The 24,455-nt window shown below is 67.3% G+C and carries 24 protein-coding genes, 5 tRNA genes and 1 pseudogene; 20 read left to right on the forward strand and 10 right to left on the reverse strand.

The annotated features are described in order from the left end of the window. Nucleotides 1–3: 3 nt before the first annotated feature. The 13 genes and pseudogenes from IEQ11_RS09875 to IEQ11_RS09935 all read left to right on the forward strand — a co-directional run bounded on the left by IEQ11_RS09875 (nt 4) and on the right by IEQ11_RS09935 (nt 9,975). Nucleotides 4–480, forward strand: a complete 477-nt coding sequence (locus tag IEQ11_RS09875; RefSeq protein WP_191820925.1) for an ExbD/TolR family protein — start codon at nt 4–6, stop codon at nt 478–480. Beyond that, nucleotides 477–2,231: a lipid A export permease/ATP-binding protein MsbA gene (gene msbA, locus IEQ11_RS09880; RefSeq protein ID WP_191820926.1), complete on the forward strand. Its 1,755-nt coding sequence runs from the start codon at nt 477–479 to the stop codon at nt 2,229–2,231. Before IEQ11_RS09875 ends, msbA begins: the two co-directional genes overlap by 4 nt. Nucleotides 2,232–2,313: 82 nt before the next feature. Continuing rightward, nucleotides 2,314–3,357 (forward strand): tetraacyldisaccharide 4'-kinase, encoded by a 1,044-nt coding sequence (gene lpxK / locus IEQ11_RS09885; protein WP_191820927.1) that lies wholly within the window; start codon nt 2,314–2,316, stop codon nt 3,355–3,357. A 171-nt stretch (nt 3,358–3,528) separates the two neighbouring features. Then, nucleotides 3,529–4,329 carry a 3-deoxy-manno-octulosonate cytidylyltransferase gene (gene kdsB, locus IEQ11_RS09890; RefSeq protein ID WP_036109623.1) on the forward strand — a complete coding sequence of 267 codons (801 nt, stop codon included), beginning with the start codon at nt 3,529–3,531 and terminating at the stop codon, nt 4,327–4,329. Nucleotides 4,330–4,332: 3 nt separating this feature from the next. Continuing rightward, nucleotides 4,333–4,812 (forward strand): low molecular weight protein-tyrosine-phosphatase, encoded by a 480-nt coding sequence (locus tag IEQ11_RS09895; protein WP_046656339.1) that lies wholly within the window; start codon nt 4,333–4,335, stop codon nt 4,810–4,812. A 1,152-nt stretch (nt 4,813–5,964) separates the two neighbouring features. After that, nucleotides 5,965–7,800 (forward strand): annotated as a pseudogene (gene uvrC / locus IEQ11_RS09900) (excinuclease ABC subunit UvrC); the annotation flags it as partial. A gap of 119 nt (nt 7,801–7,919) precedes the next feature. Then, entirely contained in the window at nt 7,920–8,495 is a 576-nt protein-coding gene (gene pgsA / locus IEQ11_RS09905) for a CDP-diacylglycerol--glycerol-3-phosphate 3-phosphatidyltransferase (protein WP_057921391.1), read from the forward strand. 170 nt (nt 8,496–8,665) lie between these two features. Beyond that, nucleotides 8,666–8,741: transfer RNA gene (locus IEQ11_RS09910), tRNA-Gly, on the forward strand. A gap of 143 nt (nt 8,742–8,884) precedes the next feature. Continuing rightward, nucleotides 8,885–8,958, forward strand: a tRNA-Cys gene (locus IEQ11_RS09915). A gap of 53 nt (nt 8,959–9,011) precedes the next feature. Further along, nucleotides 9,012–9,087, forward strand: a tRNA-Gly gene (locus IEQ11_RS09920). 145 nt (nt 9,088–9,232) lie between these two features. After that, nucleotides 9,233–9,306, forward strand: a tRNA-Cys gene (locus tag IEQ11_RS09925). A gap of 129 nt (nt 9,307–9,435) precedes the next feature. After that, complete coding sequence (locus IEQ11_RS09930; RefSeq protein ID WP_191820929.1) at nt 9,436–9,774, forward strand: DUF5713 family protein; 339 nt, start codon at nt 9,436–9,438, stop codon at nt 9,772–9,774. A 114-nt stretch (nt 9,775–9,888) separates the two neighbouring features. Continuing rightward, nucleotides 9,889–9,975: transfer RNA gene (locus IEQ11_RS09935), tRNA-Leu, on the forward strand. A 490-nt stretch (nt 9,976–10,465) separates the two neighbouring features. On the opposite strand, the gene IEQ11_RS09940 is transcribed toward IEQ11_RS09935, so the two are convergent. After that, nucleotides 10,466–11,797 (reverse strand): sensor histidine kinase, encoded by a 1,332-nt coding sequence (locus tag IEQ11_RS09940; protein WP_247024784.1) that lies wholly within the window; start codon nt 11,795–11,797, stop codon nt 10,466–10,468. Between the two features lie 233 nt (nt 11,798–12,030). On the opposite strand from IEQ11_RS09940, the gene IEQ11_RS09945 reads away from it, so the two are divergent. The 3 genes from IEQ11_RS09945 (at nt 12,031) to IEQ11_RS09955 (ending at nt 14,972) form a co-directional block, all read left to right on the forward strand. After that, nucleotides 12,031–13,581, forward strand: a complete 1,551-nt coding sequence (locus tag IEQ11_RS09945; RefSeq protein ID WP_191820930.1) for a Tle-like phospholipase domain-containing protein — start codon at nt 12,031–12,033, stop codon at nt 13,579–13,581. Nucleotides 13,582–13,718: 137 nt separating this feature from the next. Beyond that, nucleotides 13,719–14,381 carry an ankyrin repeat domain-containing protein gene (locus tag IEQ11_RS09950; protein WP_191820931.1) on the forward strand — a complete coding sequence of 221 codons (663 nt, stop codon included), beginning with the start codon at nt 13,719–13,721 and terminating at the stop codon, nt 14,379–14,381. Nucleotides 14,382–14,768: 387 nt separating this feature from the next. Next, nucleotides 14,769–14,972 (forward strand): hypothetical protein, encoded by a 204-nt coding sequence (locus IEQ11_RS09955; RefSeq protein ID WP_191820932.1) that lies wholly within the window; start codon nt 14,769–14,771, stop codon nt 14,970–14,972. Between the two features lie 89 nt (nt 14,973–15,061). On the opposite strand, the gene IEQ11_RS09960 is transcribed toward IEQ11_RS09955, so the two are convergent. Then, nucleotides 15,062–16,249, reverse strand: coding sequence for a hypothetical protein (locus tag IEQ11_RS09960; RefSeq protein ID WP_247024786.1), 1,188 nt, complete (start codon nt 16,247–16,249; stop codon nt 15,062–15,064). Nucleotides 16,250–16,616: 367 nt separating this feature from the next. On the opposite strand from IEQ11_RS09960, the gene IEQ11_RS09965 reads away from it, so the two are divergent. The 3 genes from IEQ11_RS09965 to IEQ11_RS09975 are packed head-to-tail and all read left to right on the forward strand — an operon-like array spanning nt 16,617 to nt 19,130. Further along, a complete protein-coding gene (locus tag IEQ11_RS09965; protein ID WP_191820934.1) occupies nt 16,617–17,624 on the forward strand; it encodes a methionine ABC transporter ATP-binding protein in 1,008 nt (335 codons plus the stop codon). Further along, the gene (locus IEQ11_RS09970; protein ID WP_191820935.1) at nt 17,621–18,304 is read left to right on the forward strand and encodes a methionine ABC transporter permease; all 684 of its coding nucleotides are present in this window, start codon (nt 17,621–17,623) and stop codon (nt 18,302–18,304) included. Before IEQ11_RS09965 ends, IEQ11_RS09970 begins: the two co-directional genes overlap by 4 nt. 34 nt (nt 18,305–18,338) lie before the next feature. Further along, a complete protein-coding gene (locus tag IEQ11_RS09975) occupies nt 18,339–19,130 on the forward strand; it encodes a MetQ/NlpA family ABC transporter substrate-binding protein (RefSeq protein ID WP_191820936.1) in 792 nt (263 codons plus the stop codon). A gap of 125 nt (nt 19,131–19,255) precedes the next feature. Here the strand turns inward: IEQ11_RS09975 and IEQ11_RS09980 are convergent, their stop codons facing one another. Both IEQ11_RS09980 and IEQ11_RS09985 read right to left on the reverse strand, forming a co-directional pair. Continuing rightward, nucleotides 19,256–19,666: a VOC family protein gene (locus tag IEQ11_RS09980; RefSeq protein ID WP_036109637.1), complete on the reverse strand. Its 411-nt coding sequence runs from the start codon at nt 19,664–19,666 to the stop codon at nt 19,256–19,258. Nucleotides 19,667–19,703: 37 nt separating this feature from the next. Further along, nucleotides 19,704–20,147 (reverse strand): helix-turn-helix transcriptional regulator, encoded by a 444-nt coding sequence (locus tag IEQ11_RS09985; protein ID WP_191820937.1) that lies wholly within the window; start codon nt 20,145–20,147, stop codon nt 19,704–19,706. A gap of 215 nt (nt 20,148–20,362) precedes the next feature. Here IEQ11_RS09985 and IEQ11_RS09990 point away from each other — a divergent pair, with 215 nt between their 5' ends. Continuing rightward, nucleotides 20,363–21,175 carry a hypothetical protein gene (locus IEQ11_RS09990; RefSeq protein WP_191820938.1) on the forward strand — a complete coding sequence of 271 codons (813 nt, stop codon included), beginning with the start codon at nt 20,363–20,365 and terminating at the stop codon, nt 21,173–21,175. A 114-nt stretch (nt 21,176–21,289) separates the two neighbouring features. Here the strand turns inward: IEQ11_RS09990 and IEQ11_RS09995 are convergent, their stop codons facing one another. The 6 genes from IEQ11_RS09995 to IEQ11_RS10020 all read right to left on the reverse strand — a co-directional run bounded on the left by IEQ11_RS09995 (nt 21,290) and on the right by IEQ11_RS10020 (nt 24,240). Further along, nucleotides 21,290–21,631: a hypothetical protein gene (locus IEQ11_RS09995; protein ID WP_191820939.1), complete on the reverse strand. Its 342-nt coding sequence runs from the start codon at nt 21,629–21,631 to the stop codon at nt 21,290–21,292. Between the two features lie 54 nt (nt 21,632–21,685). Next, nucleotides 21,686–22,099, reverse strand: a complete 414-nt coding sequence (locus IEQ11_RS10000; protein WP_191820940.1) for a hypothetical protein — start codon at nt 22,097–22,099, stop codon at nt 21,686–21,688. Between the two features lie 182 nt (nt 22,100–22,281). Continuing rightward, the gene (locus IEQ11_RS10005; RefSeq protein ID WP_036109650.1) at nt 22,282–22,524 is read right to left on the reverse strand and encodes a hypothetical protein; all 243 of its coding nucleotides are present in this window, start codon (nt 22,522–22,524) and stop codon (nt 22,282–22,284) included. 36 nt (nt 22,525–22,560) lie between these two features. Further along, the gene (locus IEQ11_RS10010) at nt 22,561–22,839 is read right to left on the reverse strand and encodes a hypothetical protein (protein WP_191820941.1); all 279 of its coding nucleotides are present in this window, start codon (nt 22,837–22,839) and stop codon (nt 22,561–22,563) included. A gap of 383 nt (nt 22,840–23,222) precedes the next feature. Beyond that, nucleotides 23,223–23,555, reverse strand: coding sequence for a DMT family transporter (locus tag IEQ11_RS10015; protein ID WP_191820942.1), 333 nt, complete (start codon nt 23,553–23,555; stop codon nt 23,223–23,225). Between the two features lie 325 nt (nt 23,556–23,880). Then, entirely contained in the window at nt 23,881–24,240 is a 360-nt protein-coding gene (locus IEQ11_RS10020) for a hypothetical protein (protein ID WP_191820943.1), read from the reverse strand. Between the last annotated feature and the right edge of the window lie 215 nt (nt 24,241–24,455).

Consider the following 24,455-nt stretch of genomic DNA (forward strand, 5'->3'; position numbering starts at 1 on the left):
TCGATGCGTATCCGCGACCATCGCGCCGACGATGAGCCCGAGATCAACCTGGTTCCGTTGATCGACGTGATCCTGGTGCTGATCATCTTCTTCGTGGTCACCGCGACCTTCGACGCGCGCTCGGTGCTCAAGCTCGAGTTGCCGCGCGCCACCGGCGAACCGTCGGGTGACGCGAGCAAGGCGCTGATCGTGCTGGTCAACGCCGAAGGCCGCTATTTCGTCGGCGACCGCGAGGTCCTGCGCGACGATCTGGAATCGCTCAAGGCCACCATCGCCGAAGTCGCCGGCAGCGACCGCGACCGCAGCGTGATGCTGCGCGCCGATGCGCGCACGCCGTATCAGGCCGTGGTCACCGTCTACGACGCGCTCGGCCAGTTGGGTTTCCGCAAGATCATGAGCGCGACCGCGCCGCCGCAGAACACCGGCGGCGCCAGTAACGCCAGCGGCGGCGGCAAGCCCGCGGCGGGGCCGGCGCGGTGAGCGCGAGCGCAACCGCCTCGCCCTGGCAGACCTACCGCCGGCTGCTCCGATTCGCCCTGCCGTACCGCAACCTGCTGTGGCTGGCGGTGATCGGCATGCTGATCGAAGCCGCCGCCGGCGCCGGTTTCACCAAGTTGATGGAACCGGTCATCAACCAGACCTTCATCGTCAAGAACACCCGGATCGCGGTGTGGTTGCCGCTGGCGATCGTCGGCCTGTTCGTGCTGCGCGGCATCGCCGGTTACGTGACCGACTACTACATGGCCAAATCCGGGCGCGGCGTCGCCCGCGATCTGCGCGTGCAGGTGCTCGGCAAGTACCTGCGCCTGCCGGGCGCGCGCTTCGATACCGAACCGGTGCCGTCGATGCTGGTGCGGCTGGGCTCGGACAGCGATCAGGTCGCGCAGGCCTCGGTCGATGCGCTCAAGGTCATGGTCCAGCAGTCGACCCAGGCGATCGCCTTGCTCGCGGTGATGATTTGGACCAGCTGGCAGGTGACGTTCGCGGTGCTGATCATGGCGCCGCCGCTGGCCTGGGTGATGGACAAGGTCGGCCGCCGTTACCGCCGCATCAGCCATCGCATCCAGGAAAGCGGCGCGCAGTTGCTGCTGGCCGCCGATCAGGCGCTGTCGAACCAGCAGGAAGTGAAGGTCTACGGCGCGCAGACCTCCGAACTGGGCCGTTATCGCGAGATCGCCGACAACTACCTCAAGCTCAGCCTCAAGGTCGAATCCACCCGCAGCATCGCCTCGGCGATGGTGCAGTTGATGGGTTCGGTCGGTCTGGCGCTGCTGCTGTTCGTCGCCGGCTACGAGGCCTTCAACGGCCGTCTGGACGCCGGCGGTTTCGTAGTGCTGATGGTGTCGATGATGGCGATCATCCCGAACCTGCGTCAGCTCACCAACGTGCAGAACATGCTTCAGCGCGGCGTGGCCTCGGCCGAGCGCTTGTTCGAAGTGCTCGATGCGGTCGAGGAGCCCGACACCGGCACGCGCGAACTCGCGCGCAGCCAGGGCCTGATCGAATTCCGCGACGTCACCGCGCGTTATCCAGGACAGGCCTTGCCGGCCTTGTCGAACATCAGCTTCACCGCGCGGCCCGGCACGGTCACCGCGATCATCGGCCGCTCCGGCAGCGGCAAGTCGACCCTGATCAAGCTTATTCCGCGCTTCTACGATCCCGAGTCCGGACAGATCCTGCTCGACGGCCATCCGCTCGACGAGTACAAGCTGCTCGACCTGCGCCGCCAGATCGCCCTGGTCGGCCAGCAGGTGATGCTGTTCGACGGCACCGTCGCGGCCAACGTCGCCTACGGCGAAATGCAGCAGGCCGACGCCGCCGCGCTCGACAACGCGGTGCGCGGCGCCAACGCGGCCGAGTTCATCGAACGCCTGCCCGAAGGCGTCGACACTTCGATCGGCGCCAAGGGCGGCAAGCTCTCCGGCGGCCAGCGTCAACGCCTGGCGATCGCGCGCGCGATGCTCAAGGACGCGCCGATCCTGATTCTCGACGAAGCCACCGCGGCGCTGGATACCGAATCCGAACGCCTGGTGCAGGACGCGCTGGAACGGCTGATGCCCGACCGTACCACCTTGGTGATCGCGCATCGTCTGTCGACCATCGAACACGCCGATCAGGTGCTGGTGCTGGATCAGGGCCGCATCGTCGAGCGCGGTTCGCATGCCGAACTGCTGGCGCAGGGCGGCCTGTACGCGCACCTGCACCGCATGCAGTTCCGGGACGCCGAGTGAGCGCTGCGATGCAGGCGATCGCGATCGCGGCGATGATCGGCCGCGGCCCGATGCAAGGCCGGCGCGATCGCGGGAGCGCGCGATGAGCGGCGCGCCCGATCGTCGCGGCGGCGTGCCGGCGTACTGGTACGACGACAGCGCGGTGCCGATGCATGCGCGGCTGTTGTCGGGCGTATACGCCGCGGTCACCTCGTTTCGCCGCGCGCTCTACCGCAAGGGCCTCAAGCGCCGCCGCCATCCCGGCGTGCCGGTGATCGTGGTCGGCAACATCACCGTCGGCGGCGCCGGCAAGACCCCGTTGACCATCGCCCTGGTGCAGCGGCTCAAGCAGGAAGGCTGGACCCCCGGCGTCGCCAGCCGCGGCTACGGCCGCGACGACATCGCCACGCCGCTGTGGGTCGATCGCGATACCGATCCGCGTGTCGGCGGCGACGAACCGGTGCTGATGGCGCGCCGCACCGGGGTCAAGCTGCGCGCCGACCGAGATCGCGCCGCCGCGGCCAAGGCGCTGGCCGAGGCCGGCTGCGACATCGTCATCTGCGACGACGGCTTGCAGCATTACCGGCTGGCGCGCGACATCGAGATCGAAGTGGTCGACGGCCGCCGCCGTTACGGCAACGGCCAGCTGCTGCCGGCCGGTCCGCTGCGCGAGCCGCCCGAGCGCGCCGCCGATTGCGATTTCCGCGTGGTCAACATGCCGCAGGCCGCGTCCGGCGATCCCGCCGCGAGCAGCGGTTTCGGCGAGTGGCCGATGCGCCTGGTCGCCGATCAGGCACTGCCGCTGGTCGGCGCGCGCGCGCTCAAGCTCGAAGCCTTCGTCGGCCAGCGGGTGCACGCGGTCGCCGGCATCGGCGATCCCGAGCGTTATTTCGCCATGCTGCGCGGCCTGGGCATCGCGATCGTGCCGCACGCCTTTCCCGATCATCACCGCTACAGCGAGGCCGATTTCGCCTTCGGCAGCAAATTGCCGGTGCTGATGACCGAGAAGGACGCGGTCAAGATCCCGCTGACCGGCGAGGGCGCGTTCGCCTCGGAGTCGTATTACAGCGTGCCGGTGCGCGCGGAGTTGCCGGAAGCGTTCTGGGTGTCGTTGCTGGATAAATTGCAGGCGTTCGCCAAGCGCTGAGTCGCTGGCGTCGTAGTCGTAGTGACGCGGTCGCGGCTCGCGCCGCTCGTACAGGGAGCGATTGTAGGAGCGGCGCGAGCCGCGACCGCGAACCCGCACCCACCGCGTCCGCCGCGCAAGCCGTCGTCCTCACCAAATCCGCACCCGCATCACCTGTTTCGGAGCCCAACCATGAGCCAGGATTTCGTCGTCGCCATCCCCGCCCGCTACGCCGCCTCGCGTCTTCCCGGCAAGCCCCTGCGCGAAATCGGCGGCGAACCGCTGGTGCTGCACGTCGCGCGCCGCGCGCTCGCGGCCGGTGCGCGCGAGGTCTGGGTCGCGGCCGACGACGAACGCATCGCCCAGGCGCTCAAGGACAGCGGCGTGCAGGTCGCGATGACCTCGCCCGACCACGCCTCCGGCACCGACCGCCTCGCCGAATGCGCCGACCTGGCCGGTTGGCGCGACGACACCGTGGTGGTGAATCTGCAAGGCGACGAACCGTTCGCGCCGGCCGCCGGCATCGTCGCCACCGCGCAGACCCTGCGCGACAGCGGCGCGGAGATGTCGACCCTGGCCGTGCCGATCACGCAGGTCGAGGTGTTGTTCGATCCCAACGCGGTCAAGCTGGTGCGCGCCGGCAACGGCGATGCGCTGTATTTCAGCCGCGCGCCGATTCCGTGGCCGCGCGACGCCTTCGCCAAGGACCGCGAGCGCATGCCCGGCGGCGACGAATGGCTGCGGCATATCGGCATCTACGGTTATCGCGCCGGGTTCCTGCGCAAGTTCGCCAAGCTGCGCCCGGGCCGGCTGGAGCAGATCGAATCGCTGGAACAACTGCGCGCGCTCGAGGCCGGTTATCGCATCGCGGTCGGGATCACGCCCGAGCCGTTCCCGCCCGGCGTCGACACGCCCGAGGACTTGGTCCGCGCCGAAGCGTATCTGGCGCAGACGCGCCAAGGCGAAGCGCCGGCGAGCGGCGAGGGCGCCTGAGCCATGCGCCTGCTCGTGGTCTGTCTGGGCAACATCTGTCGTTCGCCGGTCGCCGAGGGTGTGCTGCGCGCGCGCATCGAGGCTTCCTCGCTGGCCGGTCGGATCGAACTCGACTCGGCCGGCACCGGCGACTGGCATGTCGGCGATCCGCCGGACCGGCGCGCGATCGCCAACGCGGCCGAACACGGCGTGGATATTTCCGGCCTGCGCGCGCGCCAGCTGGCCGCGTCGGATTACCGCGATTTCGACTGGCTGCTGTGCGCCGACAAGGCCAACCTGCGCGACGTGCGCGCGCGTGCGCCGAAGGGCGCCCGCGCGCGCAGCGCCCTGCTGCTGGATTGGTGCAATACCGTCACCGACGGCGAAGTGCCCGATCCCTACACCGGCGGACCGGCCCAGTTCGAGCATGTGTTCCAGTTGCTCGATCGGGCGGCGGATGGGGCGATCGCGCGCTTGCGCGAGGAACTGGGGTTGCGCGGGTAGGGCGTTGCCGGATCGCTGCGTGGGTTCGGCGCCCGACTGTAGGAGCTGCGCAAGCTGCGACCGCGCCACCACATGCAGCGGCGCAGCTTTCGGCGCGATCGGACACAGCGCGGTCGCGGCTCGCGCCGCTCCTACAGGGGGCCGCTGCACAGCGCGATGCCGGATCGCTTCGCACAATCGGAATCCGACTGTAGGAGCTGCGCAAGCTGCGACCGCGCCACCACATACCGCGGCGCAACGTTCGGCGCGACCGGACACAGCGCGGTCGCGGCTCGCGGCGCTCCTACAGGGTGCCGCCGTACAGCGCGATGCCGGATCGCTTCGCACAACCGGAATCCGACTGTAGGAGCTGCGTAAGCTGCGACCGCGACATCACACACCGCGGCGCAACGTTCGGCGCGACCGGACACAGCGCAGTCGCGGCTCACGCCGCTCCTACAGGGGTCGACGTACAGATCGACATCGGATCGCTTCGCACAGCCGGAATCCGACTGTAGGAGCTGCGCAAGCTGCGACCGAGCCACCGCACGCCGCGGCGCAAACTTCGGCGCGATCGGACACAGCGCAGTCGCGGCTCACGCCGCTCCTACAGGGGTCGACGTACAGACGGATATCGGATCGCTTCGCACAGCCGGAATCCGACTGTAGGAGCTGCGTAAGCTTCGACCGCGCCACCGCACGCCACGGCGCAACGTTCGGCGCGACCGGACACAGCGTGGTCGCGGCTCGCGCCGCTCCTACAGGGTGCCGCTGCACAGCGCGATGCCGGATCGCTACGCACAATCGGAATCCGACTGTAGGAGCTGCGCAAGCTGCGACCGCGACATCACACACCGCGGCGCAACGTTCGGCGCGACCGGACACAGCGCAGTCGCGGCCCACGTCGCTCCTACAGGGAGCTACCGTAGCAACGCGTTATCGGCCGGCTTCGCGGGTTTTACGCCGCATTCGGCCCCCGATCCCGGCCGCAAGCCTTGCGCTCGCGCATAATCAGCCCAATTCAAGCCTGGTCCCTCCATTTCGCCGGCCTCCGGGCCGAGAGCCGCCCAGCCGACCGATGCCCGTGACCGCGACGCCCGCCCTTTCGCCAGCCCGCCCACCTGATTCCGTCGTCGCCCCGGTGCATCCGCGGCGCATGGGAGGCCCGCGCGCATGACCGCCGCCGCGCCCACGCCCGCGCCGTTCGACGGCAAGGCCTTCGTCAAGAAGCTCAGCACCGCGCCGGGCGTCTACCGCATGATCGGCGCCGACGACAACGCCCTGTACGTGGGCAAGGCCGGCGCGCTGCGCAACCGGGTGTCGAGCTATTTCAACGCCACGCCCAAGTCGGCGCGGATCATGTCGATGCTGTCGCAGACCGTGCGCATGGAAGTCACGGTCACCCGCACCGAGGCCGAAGCGCTGATCCTGGAAAACCAGCTGATCAAGTCGCTCAAGCCGCGCTACAACGTGCTGCTGCGCGACGACAAGAGCTATCCCTACGTGCTGATGACCAGCGAGGCCTGGCCGCGCATCGCCATGCACCGCGGCCCGCGCGCGGTGCCGGGCCGTTACTTCGGCCCCTACGCCAGCGTCGGCGCGGTGCGCGACACGCTCAACCTCATGCACAAGCTGTTCCGCCTGCGCAGCTGCGAGGACAGCGTGTTCCGCAACCGCTCGCGGCCGTGCCTGCAGCACCAGATCGGTCGCTGCAGCGCGCCGTGCGTGGGCCTGGTGCCGGCGCGCGACTACGCCGAGAGCGTGCGCCGCGCCGGCCTGCTGCTCGACGGCCGCAGCGACGAGCTCACCGACGAACTCGGCCGCGACATGGAAGCGGCCAGCGCGCGCCTGGATTTCGAGGACGCCGCGCGCCTGCGCGACCTGATCACCGGCATTCGCACCCTGCAGGCGCGCCAGTACGTCGACGGCCGCGCCGCCGACCTGGACGTGCTCGCGGTGGCGATGCAGGGCGTGTCGGCTTGCGTGCTGCTGCTGGCGTTCCGCGACGGCCGCAACCTGGGCACCCGCGCGTTCTTCCCGAAGACCAACGGCAGCGACAGCCCCGAGGAAGTGCTGACCGCCTTCATTTCGCAGTACTACGGCGAACAGACCCCGCCGCGCGAGATCGTGCTCGACCGCGATCTGCCCGATCGCGAGCTGTTCGAGCAGGCGTTCTCGGCTTCGGGCGAACGCCGCGTGCAGATCAAGAGCAACGTGCGCGGCGAACGCGCCGGTTACGTCGACATGGCGCGACGCAACGCCGAACTCTCGCTCGGCACCGAGCTGACCAGCCACGCCGCGCAGCTGGCGCGCGCCGAGTCGCTGCGCGATCTGCTGCGCATGCCGGCGCTGCCGCAACGCATCGAGTGCTTCGACATCAGCCACACCATGGGCGAGGCCACCGTGGCTTCGTGCGTGGTGTTCGATGCCGAAGGCCCGGTGCGCGGCCAGTACCGCCGCTACAACATCACCGGGATCACCGAGGGCGACGACTACGCCGCGATGAACCAGGCGATCGCGCGCCGCTTCCGCCGCGCGGTCGAGGAGAACGGGGTCATGCCCGACATCCTGCTGATCGACGGCGGCGCGGGGCAGGTGGCCCAGGCGCGCGCGGCGCTGGCCGAGCTCGGGGTCGAGGGGCTGATCCTGGTCGGCGTCGCCAAGGGCCCGGCCCGGCGCCCCGGCGACGAGGAACTGCTGCTGCCCGACGGCCGGGTCGAGCGCCCCGGCGCGCAGTCGCCGGCGCTGCAATTGGTCCAGCAGGTTCGCGACGAGGCGCACCGTTTCGCCATTACCGGCCATCGGGGGCGTCGTCAGAAGACGCGCAACAGCAGTAGGCTGGAAGATATTCCGGGCATCGGCCCGCGTCGACGCGCTAGTCTGTTGAAGCATTTCGGCGGTCTGGGCGGCCTCAAGGCCGCCGGGATCGAGGAAATCTCCCGGGTCGAGGGCGTCAACGCGGCCCTGGCCGAGCGCATCTACGCCGCCCTGCACGGGCTGGATGCGCCGGCCGAGCCGTCCGTCGCACCGAGTACCCTTCCCAAGGCCGTGGCCGCGGGCAGCAAGAAAGCCGGCAACGGCCCAGCCGGCGCCGCCGAAACGGCGCCCGATCGCAAGCGGAGTGAAGGATGAAGTTGACCATACCCACCATGCTGACCCTGGCGCGGATCGTCCTGATCCCGGTGCTGGTGGTGGTGTTCTTCCTCGATTACCCCTGGACCAACTTCGCCGCCGCGTTCATCTTCGCCTTCGCCTCGGTCACCGACTGGCTCGACGGCTGGATCGCCCGCCGCTACAACCAGTATTCGGCGTTCGGCGCCTTCCTCGACCCGGTCGCCGACAAGCTGATGGTGGCCGTCGCCCTGCTGCTGATCGTGCAGAAACACCCGACCGTGTGGATGACCCTGTGGGCGGCGGTCATTGTCGGCCGCGAGATCGCCGTGTCCGCCTTGCGCGAATGGATGGCCGAACTGGGCCAGCGCGCGGCGGTGAAGGTCGCCTCGATCGGCAAGATCAAGACCATCGTGCAGATGGTCGCGCTGGTCTGCCTGCTGTATCAGGAACCCGCGTTCGGCCTGCCGGTGTTCACCATCGGCGAATGGCTGCTCGCCGCCGCGGCCCTGCTGACCCTGTGGTCGGGGCTGGCCTATCTGCGCGCCGCCTGGCCTATAATGCGCGCCGACGCGGACAAGCCCTCGACCTGATCGGCGACGAAACGGTCCACGCGAACCCAGCCTTCAACGGCGAGGAACGCAAGCGCGAATGTCGCGTAAGGGCCTGTTTCCGGCGCATTCACGGCCGGTTTTGCGAGGGCCCGGGTGTGAAGAAAAGAGTTGACACTTTTCTTTCGATGCCTAAAATATCGCTTCCCTCAGCGGGAATAGCTCAGTTGGTAGAGCACTACCTTGCCAAGGTAGATGTCGCGAGTTCGAGTCTCGTTTCCCGCTCCAGATTCCAGGCGCTTCGGCAACGAAGCCGCTTACGGACAAAACCCCCGTCGCGGGGTTTTGTTTTTTAAGACGAAGACCGCGATGCATTCGCAAGTCGACGTTGCAGTAGATGGGCAGTACCAAGTAAGGTTGTAGCAGTCATCGGCCGGGTGGCAGAGTGGTTATGCAGCGGACTGCAAATCCGCGTACGCCGGTTCAATTCCGACCTCGGCCTCCAATTTCGATAGCGGTGCAACAGGTCGCCATCGTCAGTTTCAAGCAGTGGTTCCAGCGGGAATAGCTCAGTTGGTAGAGCACTACCTTGCCAAGGTAGATGTCGCGAGTTCGAGTCTCGTTTCCCGCTCCAATTCCGCATGCGGCGCCACGCGCGGCATGACCGACGAACCCCGCGCAAGCGGGGTTTCGTTTTTTCGCCGCGGCGTGCGGCTCGGCACCATGCTCGTGCAGCGTGTTGCAAGCATGCGGCGGCGCGGTAAAGTAAGTGCGTCACCGGCCTGGTGGCAGATAGGTTATGCACCGGATTGCAAATCCGTAGAGATGGGTTCGATTCCCGTCCAGGCCTCCATCGATACTTCTTGTGATACCGCATGACGGTCGGCGCGAGCCGGCCGTTTTTGTTTGCGCGTGAGCGCGGCAACGGAGGAGCGATCGACGGCGCGCTACCCTCCGCGCATCCCACCCAGGAAGGCAAGGCATGGCCATCGCGAACGAACAACTGCAAGCCCACCGCTTCCTCGACGAAATGCAGCACGACAGCTACTTCCCGGCGCATCTGGTGCAAAAGGGCCAGCAGATCCTGATCCGCCTGTGCAAAACCATCGAAGCGCGGCGTCCCGACAACCTGGACGCGCTGTACGCGCTGACCCACGCCGCGACCGACGAATTCAACGCGCTCGCCGGCGAATTCGAAGACAACGACAGCGAAATCGAGACCGCCGCGCGCGAGAACATCGGCGCGGATTTTCGCGCCATTGCCGCCGCCTACGGCTTCCAGGCCGACAGCGAGGAACTGATCGCCACGCGCGATTGGTAAGCGCCGGCTGCTGCGGCCGGAGTACGGCCCCACGGCCTCTCGACGTCGGCCCGGAAGGCCGCTGAGGCGCCAGCGAAACCCGGATGCGGTAAGCTGATGCGGTCACCGCATCCTGCCCGGATGGCGAAATCGGTAGACGCAGCGGACTTAAAATCCGCCGGGGGCAACCCCTTGCCGGTTCGAGTCCGGCTCCGGGCACCACGGTCGAGTTCGCGCGAGTTCGCAGCAGTCCGCAGATGACTGATAAAGCCCCTGCCTACGGGGCTTTTTTGTTGCCTGCTGTTCGTCCGCGTCGACGACATGCCGCGGCGCAAGCACATCTGGGGCACGCGTTTCGAACGCGGCATCGTCTGCATGACCGGATGATGTGAAAGTTTCCGAATGCTATCGCCGCTGCAGCGGTCGAGCGTCACGAGGCGCCGATGAAGCGCCGATCGCGGGTCTGGAAGAGGATGCTGTGGCGCGCATGGAGTCGCACGCCAAACGGCTGGCTGGATGTTCGACCCGATGAGGCGAGCGATGACTCGGGCTTTGGTCCATGCGACACCGGCTGCTTAACTTCGCTGCGCCGACGGCGTATCCGGAGGCATTGCGGCAGAGAAGAGAAGGGCTCGATGTTCGTGGCGTTGCAGATCGCGAGATCGTCCCATCTGCGCCGATCACGCACACGCCATCGCGCCTGCGCCGCGTCTCAGGCCGCGATGTGCTTCTCGGGCAGCGAGTGCCGCGGCAAATCGATGGTGAAAATGCAGCCCGAGCCGGGCTTGTTGCGGGCGCTGAGCGTTCCGCTGTTGGCTTCGACGCTGCGCCGCGCGATGGACAGCCCCAGTCCCAGTCCGCTGCGGTTCTCGGCGCCCTGGGTAAACGGAACGAACATTTCCTCGGCCAGTCCGGGCGGCAGTCCGCCGCAGTGATCCTGCACGTCGATCAGGATGCGGTCCGCCAAGGCGTAGGCGTTGAGGATGACTTCGCTGCGCGGATGGGTGAACTTGAAGGCGTTCTGCAACAGGTTGCCCGCGGCGGACAGCAGCAGATCGCGATCCACGTCCACCGCCAGCAACGGGTCGACCTCCGATACGGTCAGCGTGCATCCCGATACCTGCGCTTCCAACGACGCGGACAGCTTGAGTTCGGCGATGAAATCGGCCAGCGAGAACAGGCGATGCTGGATCGGCATGCCGGCCTGCATGCGCACCTCGGCCAACGAACGGTCGATCAGGTTGCCCAGGCCCAGCAGCGCGCGATCGAGCACGCCGCCGGTCGCGCCAGACAGGCCGACGTTGCCTTCCTTGATGATCGAAAGCGCGAGCGTCGCGGTGCAAAGTTGATTGCGCAGCTCATGCGCGAAAAAGCCCAGGCGCTCGTTCAAGTGCATCGCCTGCTTGTCGGCGACGACGAAATCGCGCTGGTAGCCGAACTCGGTGACCGCGCTGGCGATGGCGTTGTCCAGGCAACGATTGAGGGTTCTGAATTCATCCACCTCGATGGCCTGGCCGCGCTCGACCGCCAGGTCCGAAATGGCCTGGCACAGATCGCCGTAGTCATGCACGACCTGTTCGGCGGTGAAGCCGTGCAGTTGCAGTTCGCGACCGTGCTGGGTCGCCGATTCGCCGATTTCGGAAAGATTGGGCTTGCCGCCGCCCGAGGGGCCGGAGACCTGACGGCTCTGCATCGGCGTCTCGGTGGTCTCCACGATCAAGGTCTTGATCAGCTGGTCTAGGAACTTGCTGATGCCGTGCTCGAGTTCCTCCTCGTTGGCGCCCGGCGCGCCGCGCTGCGCCACCTTCTCGCGACAGCGAGCGATCAGCTCGGTTCGGTTCGCCGTGAGAAATTGATGCATCATCGCCGCACCATACGCTATTGACAGCGGCGCTCTGTGTGGTCGGGGCTTATGCCTGACCCCATGCAAGGTCCGGTACAGGCCGGATCGGCCGCCTTCGGCTCGCACAGGGTGTTTCTGCCCGCGATGGGCGTGCGCAGTCGTGCCGGTGCAGGTATTTATCGCGATATAAATCAATGGCATGGGCGTGGAGTGCCGGCCGGCCATCGCAAAGGGGCAGGTCGTTCAGCCCGCGCACCAAGCCCTGCGAGTCTGAGTGGAGCAGCGAGACTCGGATGGCGATTCGCCACTCATACCCTGCGGACAGGCGCGATATCCGGCGCCGAGCGCCCACGCCCCTAGGGCACCCCCCAGTTGTTTCGCCGTGGCGCGGGGTTAGAGTCCAAACGATCTTGCATGCTGCGGAGTCTGGGGCCATGGGCATCTCTCCCGTCAACGACGCCGGTGCGGCCCGCTATTGGCAGCCACCGCCGCCGACGACCACCGCCACGCCGGCGCAGCTGCCGACCGGGCCGCTGCCGGGCCCGTATCGGCTCGAGCCGTCGTATCACCCGCAGTTGCCGGTCCCCAGCGCGCCGTCGCAGAGCCCGGGCGGTCCGTATGCCTTGCCGCCGGGCAGCACGCTGGCGCAGACCATCGGCGGAACCCAGGCGCAGCCGTTCGACGTGACCATGTCGCAATTGGCGACCGCGGTGTACGGCACGCGCGGCGATCCGCCGCCGGGCTGGAGCGCGGTGAGCGATCAGGACCTGAGCGCGCGCGGCATCCAGGACCCGCAGGCCTGGCGCCTGCAGTTCCTCGGCGCCAACGACGCGGTCGCGACCAATTCGCAGGAATACCGCGCCGAAATCTATCAGGACGGCGCCGGCAACTTCGTCCTGTCCTACCGCGGCACCGCCGAGGGCGCGGACGACTGGATGAACAACTTCGAGCAGGGCACCGGTTTCAAGACCGACCCCGCGGACAAGTTCAGCGAAACCTCGGTCAACACCGCGACCGAGTTCGCGGCGGTGTTCGGCGAACCCGGCGCGGACGGCACGTCGAGCAATCTGGCGATCACCGGGCACTCGCAGGGCGGCGGTCTGGCCACCGTGGGCTCGCTGGCCACCGGCATTCCGGCGGTGACCTTCGACGCCTCGGGCATCCATCCCAACACCCTGGAGCGCATGGGCTTCGCCGATCCGCAAAAGGCGCGCGACATCGCCGAGGGCGGGCAAATCCGCGCCTATTCGCTCGATTCCGATCTGCTGACCCAGACCCAGGAAGGCGGCCCGCTGGGCCTGCTCGCGCCCGATGCGCTGGGCACCAGCATCGTGGTCGAGCCCGGTCCGATCAGCGAGCACACCTTGCTGGCTCGCGCCGCGGCGGTCGAATTCCCTAATCTGCCGCCGGCCGCCTTAGCGGCCTTGAACGCGGTGGGCGAAGCCGCCCGCCATAGCCCGGTGCCGCTGTTCAACGGCGTCGGCGATCTGGCCTACAGCGCCTTGAGCCACAACCCCAACGTGCTGACCTCGGCGATGATCGAGCAGCAGCCGTGGCAGGCGGGGTATGAAAATCCGTCCGACTTCGGCAAGGATCTGCAGAACCTGGTGCCCGATCCGCTCAAGGACGATTTCGCCATCAACACCCACGATCTGATTTCCGATATCGGCGAGGTGGTCGATACCGACTTCAAGAACGGCGACTACGTGCAAGGCGGCTTCAGCATCTTCGGCGACCTCGGCGAGGGCGCGTGGAATTCGGTCGGCGATACCGCCAACCGCACCACCGAGGCCCTGGCGCAGACGGTCGACGACCATGTCGGCGGTCCGCTCGGCGATGTATTGTCCGGCGCGATCTCCGGCACCGGCGATGTCGCGCAGGTGGCTTCCGACGTTGCCGGGCAGGGCGTGGAAATCCTGGCCGACGGCGCCGGCGCGGTTGTGCAGACGGGCTCGGATTTCGTCGGCTGGCTGACCGGACGTTGATCCGGACATTCGCGCGCATCCGGTCGCTTCGTGGCGATCCCGCTGCGGCGACGCCGCGGCGCGCGGGTATGCGTTATCGTGCGGCTGTTCTTATCGGCCTTTGGGTCATCGGTCTTCCAGCATGCACACGGTCCTCCATGAGCAATGAGCCGTTCGCCAGTCCGACGCTTGCGCCCTTGGCCGATGCCGTGCGCAGCGGCGACGCCGCCGAGATTCGCCGCCAGTTGCAGAGCGTCGCGCCCGATACGCCGGGCGCCGACGGCACGACCCTGCTGATGCTGGCGATCGCGCAGGGCCACGCGGACAGCGCGCGCGCCTTGCTCGAAGGCGGCGCGGACCCGAATCGCGCCGGCCCCGACGGCAAGACCCCGGTGCATCTGGCCGCGTTCGCCGACGATCCCGAGTTGCTGCGTATCGTGCTGGCGCACGGCGGCAAGCCGGACGCGCGCAACACCCAGACCGACGCCACGCCGCTGGAATCGGCCTTGCTGGGCGGCAACCCGACCCAGTTGCGGATCCTGCTCGATGCCGGCGCCGATCCGAATCAGGTCGATCGCAACGGCGACACCGCGCTGCATGTGGCGGCGCGCACCAATGCCGGCGCCGCGCTGTTGCTGCTGCTCGAACGCGGTGCGAATCCGTTGGCGAACAATTCGCGCGGCGCGTCGTTCCAGTCGTATTACTTCAAGTTCCCGCGCAACGCGCTCAACGAGCGCGCGCTGGCCGAACGGCGCGCCATCGTGGCCTGGCTGAAGTCGCATGACGTGCCGTTGGAAGCGTCGGTTCAGGCCGATTATTGATCGGCGGAAACGCGGGCGCCGCTGCTTGCGCGGTCATCGGCGATTGCCGGTTGCGATGGCGAGCGGCGATAAGCCGATCACGGTGATTCCTGTCCCCCCGCGCCGCACGGGTAAGCGGCGTCGCGGGCTTTGGCCGCTATCGGCCGATGCGCTTTTAGAGAAAGTCCTACGTCGCCGCTGCGCGGCTTGTTAAACGCGTCTTCGCACGATGACGACATCGCATACATGGCGCCGAGCGCAACTGTGTGCGTGGACGCCGCGGATTGTTCCGCTGCGCTGCAGCGGGCATCGACACGAGCGGTACGACGGCGTGGAACGACGCGGACGCGCGTTTGTCCGGTCCGAACGCGGCCCGAGCGCCTTCAATCACGAGCAAGGGGCATCAGCATGGAAACCACCATCACCCACTATCGATGCGGCGACTGCGGTAGCGAACAACTCATCCAGCCCCAGGATCCGCATCCCGACGACATCATCACCTGCGCCCACTGCGGCGCGACCTGGACGGTGCGCGAGGTTCAGGAGGCCAGCCTGGAAGCGGGAACCCTGGCGGCCATCGACAAGATCGATGAAACCTTCGGCAAGGACTGATTGCCGGCGGCGTAGCTTGGACTACGCATGGCCGTATCGATCCAGTTGCGGCCGAGCCGCGCTCGCGCGATCGCGCGGCGCCGAATCATTCAGGCGACCGACACGCGCCTGATTCGCCGGGGCTTCACGTCCAGCAGTTCCTTGCGTCGCCGGTGGTGGTGAGTGGCCTGGAACTCATGCAGCACTTCGGTGCAATCGCCGCTGTCGATCGACCAGACCGAAGTGTCGGGCCCATGCGCGGCGAAGATCGATCGGCCGTCCGAGAACAAGGCGTGCGGCGCGGCGCTCATCGGCAGTTTGCGGTCGGGCGTCGCGCCTGGCTGGCTCAGGTCGATGATGCGTACGCCGGGCGGTGCCGGGTCGCTGGCGAATTCCTCGTCGTTCCAGTTGCTCATGTGGCCCAGCACGACGCGGTCGTCATCGATCCAGCAGGCCGGAAAATTCCAGTCGTCGCAGTAACTGAGCCAGCGCACGGACGGCCCGTCTTCGGACTCCCAGACATTTTCGATTAACCAAGCCGCGGCATCGAACACGCGCGGGATGCCGACCGGTTGCCAGGCCCAGCCGTCGTCGAACAGGCGCGATCCGGAGGGATTGGGCTGCAGCCGCCCGTGGAAATAATCGAGGTAATGCGGCGGCGCTTGGCCGTCGACGTAGGTGGTCGGCCCGCGTTGCGTCAGCAGGGCGCCGGTGCGTGGGTCCGATGCGTCGAGGCGATTCCAGGCGGTGCGATGGACCACGACCGCGGCGCCGCGCAGCGACAGGAAGCACAGCGAGAACGCAACCGTGTCCGGGTAATAGTCGCCGCCGTCGAGTTTCAGGGTGATCCTGAAATCGTCGAGATCGAGCACGAAGCCGTCGCTTCCGCCATCGAAGACGATCGCCGCGAACGCGCCGTCGGCGGACGCGTGCAGCCGCCAGCGCGAAGCGACGCCGTACCGGCCGTCATCTTCGATCGTCTGCTCGCGCAGAATCACCGTGCCGAGCAAGGCGATCGCGCCCGATTCCAGGTCGATGCATGAAATGCCGCCGGCGGCGTCGAGGACCAACAGATCGCCGTCCTCGCGTCGGACCTCGACGGCATCGAGCAGATCGGGGCCGGTCCAATCGAGGATCGTTTCAGTTACGGTCATCCTGTCCATTCGTCTTGCCCGATCGCCGGCAAGCCTATACGGAAAAATCGGATTCGTGCCGTGCGTGAACGTGAATGTTTGCCGCGACGCGGCGCATAGGATCGCCATGCCGGGCGGGAGATTCGCGCGGCGCGGTCGCGTCATGCAGGCGGATCATTGGGGCCATCGCCATTGAGCTTCACGATACGAATACAGAACGAAGCTCACCCGGCGGCTGTCGTTGCTTATTCGGTCTCAGCGAAGCCTCACATCAGCCAGTCACGAGTGGTCCGCGACCGCGTTCGGCCGCCGCGTCTAAATCCGATCCGGCATAAGCACATAACCGCCGGGCGGTCCGCCGCCGGCCGGCGCGCCTTACAATGCCCACGGCCCGCGATCGCACAGGCGATCCGCACAGGCGAATCGCGCCGGTGATAGGCTGGCGGCGCTGCATTCCCGCCCAGGTCCGACCTCGCGCCACGGCCCGTAGGGCGTTGTCCTTCCCCGCACCCAAGTGCTTACGCGACGGTCCATGATCGAATTCCAGCAGGTCCACAAATCGTTCCGCGTCGGCGGCAACGAGGTTTCGGCGTTGCAACCGCTCGATCTGCGGATCGTCGAAGGCGAGGTGTTCGGCATCATCGGCCATTCGGGCGCCGGCAAATCCACCCTGATCCGGATGATCAACGGCCTGGAGCGCCCCAGCGGCGGCCGCCTGCTGGTCGACGGCGAGGACCCGAGCGTGCTCGACCCCGCCGGGCTGCGCGCGCTGCGCCGGCGCATCGGCATGATCTTCCAGCATTTCAATCTGCTGTCCTCGCGCACGGTCGCGGCGAACGTGGCGTTTCCGCTCGAACTGGCCGGCACGCCGCAGGGCGAAATCGCCAGCCGCGTCGCCGAGCTGCTGGCGCGCGTGGGCCTGAACGATCACGCCAACAAATACCCCGCGCAATTGTCCGGCGGGCAGAAACAACGCGTCGGCATCGCCCGCGCGCTGGCCTGCCGGCCGCGCATCCTGCTGTGCGACGAAGCCACCAGCGCGCTCGATCCGCAGACCACCGCCTCGGTGCTGGCGCTGCTGGCGCAGATCAACCGCGAGCTCGGGCTCACCATCGTGCTGATCACCCACGAGATGGAAGTCATCCGCCGGGTCTGCGACCGCGTCGCCGTGCTCGACGCCGGCCATCTGGTCGAAAGCGGCACGGTCGCCGACGTGTTCCTGCATCCGCGCCATCCGACCACGCGCCGCTTCGTGTCCGAAGCCGAGCACGTCAACGAAGGCGCGCTGCACAGCGATTTCGCCGCGGTCGCCGGGCGCCTGTTGCGCCTGACCTTCCTCGGCCAGCACACCTACGAGCCGCTGCTCGGCCGCATCGCGCGCGAGACCGGGGTCGACTACAACATCCTCGCCGGCCGCATCGACCGCATCAAGGACATGCCGTATGGGCAACTCACCATCTCCCTGGTCGGCGGCGACAGCGACGCGGCGATCGCGGCGTTGAACGCGGCCGGCGTGCATATCGAGGAGATCGCGCGATGACGCCGAACACCGGTTGGTTCGCCCATCTCGACGCGGGCAAGTGGGCCGAGATCGGCCAGGCCACGCTCGACACCTTGCTGATGCTGGCCGGCGCGTTGCCGCTGACCCTGGCGATCGGCCTGCCGCTGGGCATCGCCTTGTTCCTGACCGCGCCGCGTCAGTTGCGCGCGCAGCCGCGCCTATACGCCGCGCTGTCGTTGGTCATCAATATTCTGCGCTCGGTGCCGTTCATCATCTTGATGATCGTGATGATCCCGTTGACCTTGTCGGTCATGGGCACCTCGCTCGGCGTGCGCGGCGCGATCCTGCCGCTGGTCATCGGCGCGGCGCCGTTCTACGCGCGCCTGGTCGAGACCGCGCTGCGCGAAGTCGATCGCGGCATCATCGAGGCCTGCCAGGCGATGGGCGCGACCACCCGCCAGATCGTGCTGCGCGCGTTGTTGCCCGAGGCCTTGCCGGGGTTGATCGCCGGCGCCACCGTCACCACCGTGGCCTTGATCGGTTATACCGCCATGGGCGGCGCGATCGGCTCCGGCGGGCTGGGCGATCTGGCCTACCGCGACGGCTATCTGCGCTCGCATACCGACGTGGCGTTCGTGACGGTGCTGTTGTTGCTGCTGCTGGTGCAGGCGCTGCAGACCCTGGGCGACAAGCTGGTCGCGCGTTTCAGCCGCCGCTGAGCCCGCATCACATCATTCGAAAGAGGATTACCCGATGAAAAAGCTTCTTGCGCTGTTGCTGCTCGCCACCGTCGGGCTCGGCGGCTGCGGTTCGTCCGGCACGGCGTCGTCGAAACTCACCGTCGCGGCCACCGCGGTGCCGCACGCGGAGATCCTCGAAGTGGTCAAGCCGTTGCTGGCCAAGGAGGGCGTCGAGCTCGACGTGCGCGTGTTCAACGACTATGTGCAGCCCAACGACCAGGTCGCGCAGAAGCTCATCGACGTGAGCTATTTCGAGACCGAGCCGTATCTGAACGCTTACAACAAGAGCCGCGGCACCCAGCTGACCACCATCGTCGGCGTGCATATCGAGCCGTTCGGCGCGTACTCGCGCAAGTTCAAGTCGCTGCAGGAGCTGCCCAGCGGCGCCGACGTGGCGATCCCGAACGACCCGAGCAACAACAGCCGCGCGCTGATCCTGCTGCACAAGGCCGGGGTGATCCAGTTGCGCGATCCGACCGATTCGCTGGCGACGCTGCGCGACATCACCTCCAACCCGAAGCAGCTCAAGTTCCGCGAACTCGACTCGGCGATGCTGCCGCGCGTGCTCAGCCAGGTCGACCTGGCCTTGATCAATACCAACTACGCGCTCGACGCGGGCCTGGACCCTACCAAGGATGCGCTGGCGATCGAGGGCTCCGATTCGCCGTACGTGAACTTCCTGGTCGGCCGTCCCGACAACCTCAAGGACCCGCGCGTGCTCAAGCTGGCGGCCGCGCTGACCAGCCCGCAGGTCAAGGACTTCATCACCAAGAAATACCGCGGCGCGGTGTTGCCGGCGTTCTGAGCCGCGGCGTTGTTGGTGGTGCCGATGTCAGTTTCAACCGCGATGCGGTTGGCGATATCGGGAGCAGCGCGAAGCTCCGAGGTTTTTTGTGGGCGGGGCCGAAGCCCCGCCCACACAAGCAAGCCTCAGCGCAGCTGATTGATGCGGATCAGATTGCCCGAGGGATCGCGCACCGCGCAGTCGCGCACGCCGTAGGGCTGGTCGATCGGCTCCTGCACGATCTCGGCGCCGCCGGCTTGCAGGCGGGCGAACGCGCCGTCGAGGTCGGGCGTGGCGAGGGTGATGATGGCGTAGGTGCCCTTGGCCATCATCTCGGCGATGGTGCGGCGTTCCTCGTCGGTGATGCCGGGGCTGGCCGCCGGCGGATGCAGCACGATCGAGGTGGCCGGCTGGTTGACCGGGCCGACCGTGATCCAGCGCATGCCGCCGAAGGCGACGTCCTTGCGGACCTCGAAACCGAGAATGTCGCGATAGAACGCCAGCGCGGCGTCGGCGTCGTTGTGGGGGAGAAAACTCGCGTGAATGCTGATGTCCATGGTCGTCGTCCTGTGTGTGGTGGGGCGAGACGTCATGCTAGGTCGAGCCGCCGCCGGGCGCTTCTCGATTCCTGATCGGTCGCGCCACCTGCTTCGCCACGCACGGCGGCAGGCCCTCGCTCGCGCGTTCCGCCCGCTGTTTGTAGACGCTGGGCGCCACCCCGACCAGTTCGGTGAAGCGGGTGCTGAAAGTGCCCAGCGATGAGCAGCCGACTTCGAAGCAGACCTCGGTGACGCTGAGGTCGCCGCGGTCGAGCAGCGCCATCGCGCGCTCGATGCGCCGGGTCATCAGATAGGAATAGGGCGATTCGCCGTAGGCGAGGCGGAACTGGCGGCTCAGATGCCCGGCCGACATGCCCACGCCGCTGGCGAGCGCCTCGACGTCCAGCGGTTGCGCGTAGTCGCGGTCGATCCGGTCGCGGACGCGGCGCAGCCGCGCGAGATCGCGCAGGTACACGGCTTCGGTGGGCGGGCAGGTCATCGGCGCGATCGTGCCATGTCGCGCCACAGGTGCCTAGCACCGTGGCGATACGCGCTCGTGCTTTGCCGGTTGCGTTTCACAAGTCGGTCGGCGCGCGCGTTATCCCGGGCAAGCCGTTGCGCGCTCGCCGATTCGCATCCGTCGATGCGTGGTGTTGCGCGGCGTCTTCGATCGCCGACTTCATCACCCGACCCACGCCTCGACAAGGAACCCGTATGAGCAGAATCATCTACACCGGCGCGCCCGGCAATCCTCGCTGGAGCACGGACCAGCCGATGTTCACCACCACCCAATACCAGGCCGGCGCGCTGGCGGTCCGGCAGGCCACCACCTTCGCCGGCACCTGCGCGTCGGCGGTGCTCGGGCCGGATCTGATCATGCCGGGACAGCAGGGCAGCAATGTGCCGACCGCGACGGGCGCGCCGTGGGATCGCCTGCTCAACGGCGGGCCGCCGGTCACGTTCGTGCAGGACGGCACGTACGTCTGGATTCGCGGCCATCTGGTCAACGGACGCTGGGCCGGGCCCGGCGGCTCCTGGAACAACCTGGTGCCGCTCACCGGCGTGGCCAACTCCAATCACGCGACGGTCGAAAGCTATATCGACGCCTATCTCGCGGCGAGCCATCAGTACGAGCACAGCGGCCAGCGCGACGCGTGGTACGGCGTCTACTACTGCGTGCAGGCCTCGGCGAGCCCGTTCTCGCACCCGGCGACGACCAACAACCAGAACCTGTATTCGTACGCGCCGGAATTCATCCGCATCCGCTGGCGCGCGGTGCGGATAGCCAAGCCGGTCAATGTGTCGCCTCAGGTCGCCGCGGCGAACATCGGCAATTACCCGCGACTGGCGGTGCCGGCCTTCCCGCCGGGTTTCGTGCGCCCCGCGTTGCCGCCGGCCATGAACGGCCGCCAGGCGCTGCCCGCCGGCAACGTCGCCGGAGGCGCGGTGCTCGGCGCGCCGCCGGCCACTTTCCCGGGCGCGCAGGGCAATGGCTTCGACGGCGAGATCGAGATCCATCAAAGTTGAGTCCGGGCGCGCGGCGGCGATGCGTGGAGCGAAGCGGCGATGCGAGGTCGCGGGCGCGAATGCCCGCGCGTTTGCCGGGCTGGCGCAGATACCGATACTTGATTGGATGAATCGCTACTTCTCGACAGCGCCATCCTCGATGAAGGATCGATCCGGCTGGATCGGAACGACGCATTCGTACCGTGGAAGATCGAGCCGGCCGAACACGGCTTGCAGGCCAGCCGCATCCTGTTCGACTTCAGCCTTGGCTTCGACCGCGCCGTCAACAACGCCGTTCGCCGTCGCATCGTCTTCAAGGCGAACTTCGATGGATTGATCGCCGATGTGATTCTGCGCTCGGGCAAGTGCCGTGAAGTGGAGCGCGCGGAGTTCGAGCGGGTCCAGGCCTGCCTGGACGACAAATCGCTGCAGCTGGAAAAGATCAAGCGGCGCAGGCGCGTTGTCGAAATCGAACACGGGATGGGCGAGGCACCGTTGCCCTGGCGCTTGGCGCCGATCGCGGCGAATCGCTTAAGCGCTGTCTTGCGAAGGCTGCCGCCGATGTTTCAGTTTCAGCGCCCAGGTGGCTCCGAGCCAGCCTTGCAGCGGCAGGCTAAGCAGCAGACCGATGCAGAACCATCGCGGAAAGTCGCCGCCCAGTTGCGTCACCGCATACACGGCGGCGAGCAGCAAGGCCGCGAAACAGACCAGCGCATGGCGTCGCGGGGCCGTGGGCGCACAGCAGGTCGCGGCCGCGATCGCGGCGGTGCCGCCGGCGATCGTCCAGGCCATATCCCAGGCCAGGCGACCGGTGCCGCCCGCCGGAAAACCGAGCCACGGCGCCAGCGCGCCGCCGATGAGGTTGACCGATATCAGCGCGAGCACGGCCGCGCCCATGGCCAGCAACGAGCCCAGGATCAGCCACGCGAAACGTTTGAACGACATGCCACCTCGATGAGAGTTCGGTTGCCGCGGGCGATGGCGCGGACGGCCGCGCTCGGCCCGCGAGCGCTCGCTGCGCGGTGAACTCTATCGCAACGCAAGGCCGGTGGAACCGGTCCGGCGGCCTGGCTCAAGGCGTCGGGCGAGTACGGCGATCGTTGCGTCGTGCTTGCGGCTCGACGCAGCTAGGGCGCATACACATCCATCGACCAGTAGGTCACCGCTTCGAAATCGTTGACGTACACGCCGGCCGATTTGGGCCGCAGCACCACGCCGCGGGTATCGCGAATCTGCAGCGACAGCTGCCTGATCTGTTCGCTGCCGTCGGGCAGGGTGGTGACATCGACCTGACGGATGCAGGTGAGCTGGCAAGGCCAGCCGTTCGAGTTCACCGCCGAGATGGTCCAGCCTGAGTTCCTGATGGCCATGGGCCTCCGGGATGCAGCTGTGTGTGGGTTGGGAGGCTAGGCGCGAGCTTGGCCCAGCCGCAGGAACGCCGAGAAACCGACATACGACCAGAACACGACGACCACGCCGAGCCAGGCGAAACCCCAGGCGAAGCAATCGCCGGCGAACGCGAGGAAGGGAAACGAATTGCCCGGGTATTGTTGCTGGAGCAGGGTCGGCCAGACTTCCTTGGTCCAGAACGAAAGACAGGTCGAAACCCCGAGCCACATCGGAAACAGCCATCCCGCCGACAGCAATGCGACCACGGCGCTGACGATGGTGGTTCGCGTCTTCATGGCGAAGCTCCTGGTGGCGATGCGCGTTGCCCGGCAGGCGCGCGATGCGCCGGGTCCGGATCGCTTCGACGGCGCGCGCCCGCCGGTCGAAGCGTCGGCGATCGCTCGCTTGCGCAGAGCGTAAACCCCAGGCCGACGGCTTGGAAGGTCGTCAACGATCCACCGCTGTGACCGGCGTCGCTGTAGCCATCGGCGACGGCGCGGCAGTGTCGTCGACGGACCGGTCGCGGCCCGCGTTTGCGCGTTCGGCGGGGCGCGCAGCGGTCGCGTTCGCGACGTTCCGCGGGTCGAGCACCGTGCAACGGATGGCGGCGGCGGTGGCTAGCACGGCGATGCGCCCGGCACGGGCCGCGAACGCGGTCGCGGCATTGGCGAGCGCGGCTTCAATGCGCGATCGACTTCGAGAACAGATTCATGACCATCACGCCGGACACGATCAAGGCCATGCCGACGCCGGCGGCGGCATCGAGTTTCTGGCCGTAATGGAACCAGGCGAGAGCGCTGACGAGCACCACTCCGAGGCCGGCCCAGATCGCATAGGCCACGCCGACCGGAATCGACCTCAACGCGAGGGAGAGAAAGTAGAAGGCCGCGATATAACCGGCCGCGACGATCAGCGATGCAACCGGCCTGGTGAACCCATCGCTGGCCTTGAGCGCGGACGTTGCCACTACTTCTCCGACAATTGCAATACCCAGGAAAATCCAATGTTTCATGAGGTTTCGCTCCGCACGGGGAGCTGGATTGTGTGGCTCGAAATCCGATAAAGACAGTCTTGTTGCGGCGCGGTTTTTCTGAGCACTCGCCGTTGTTTTTCATGATTCGGGCCGATGCGAGGGTGGTCGGCGATTCGACAAGGCCGAGTCGGGGCGACGGTGTCCGGATCGCCTTGCGTTGCGCGCACAGGCCGAACGCTTCTTGCAAAGAGCGAGGTGTTTCTTCCCGGCCATTCGCGAAACCTCGGGCTTGGTTCGACACGCGGCTTCGGATGCGCATTGCGACGATGGTTGCGTCCGGTTTCGATAACGATCGCTATTCGGATCAGTCTTCGTCGCGATCTCGATGATCCGCTTCGAACGAAAACGTCCGCGCGCCGCCTACAAGTTCTGTCATGGCCGGTTCGGGTACCACCGGGTAGAGCGAGCGCCGTGCGCTCGAGCCGTCGTGGGCGAGCGGCGTCGACGACGCAGCTTGGGACGCTCGCGGCGTCGAGCCGGATCGGGCCGGGATCGCCGCCGCTCGCTCGGGTACCAGCCTGTCCGCCGCGGCGACGGGATCGGCGTCGAAAAAGAAACGATCGTGAATGGCGCTGCCTTTGACGATGATGGCGGCCATGACCAGCGCGGACAGCGCGAAGGTCGTGGCTATCGCCACCATCACGATGCGATCGTCGCGGGTCATGCCTCGTGCCTTCGTCGCGCAGTCGTCCCTGCGCGGCCAGACTACCCGGGAGTCACCAAACTGAAACACGACCTGGCCGGCAAAAAAGCACGGCCGATGGCGCCGGTCGTGGCGCGGCGGTGAGCTTGCGTGAGTCTGTGGCGCCGTCCGCGGCGCGGCGGAGGCATCGCCCCGCGGCGACAGCGAGTGTCGAATCCGGTGCATGGCTGCCACCC

The organism is Lysobacter capsici, assembly GCF_014779555.2.
GTDB classification, from domain to species: Bacteria; Pseudomonadota; Gammaproteobacteria; order Xanthomonadales; family Xanthomonadaceae; genus Lysobacter; species Lysobacter capsici.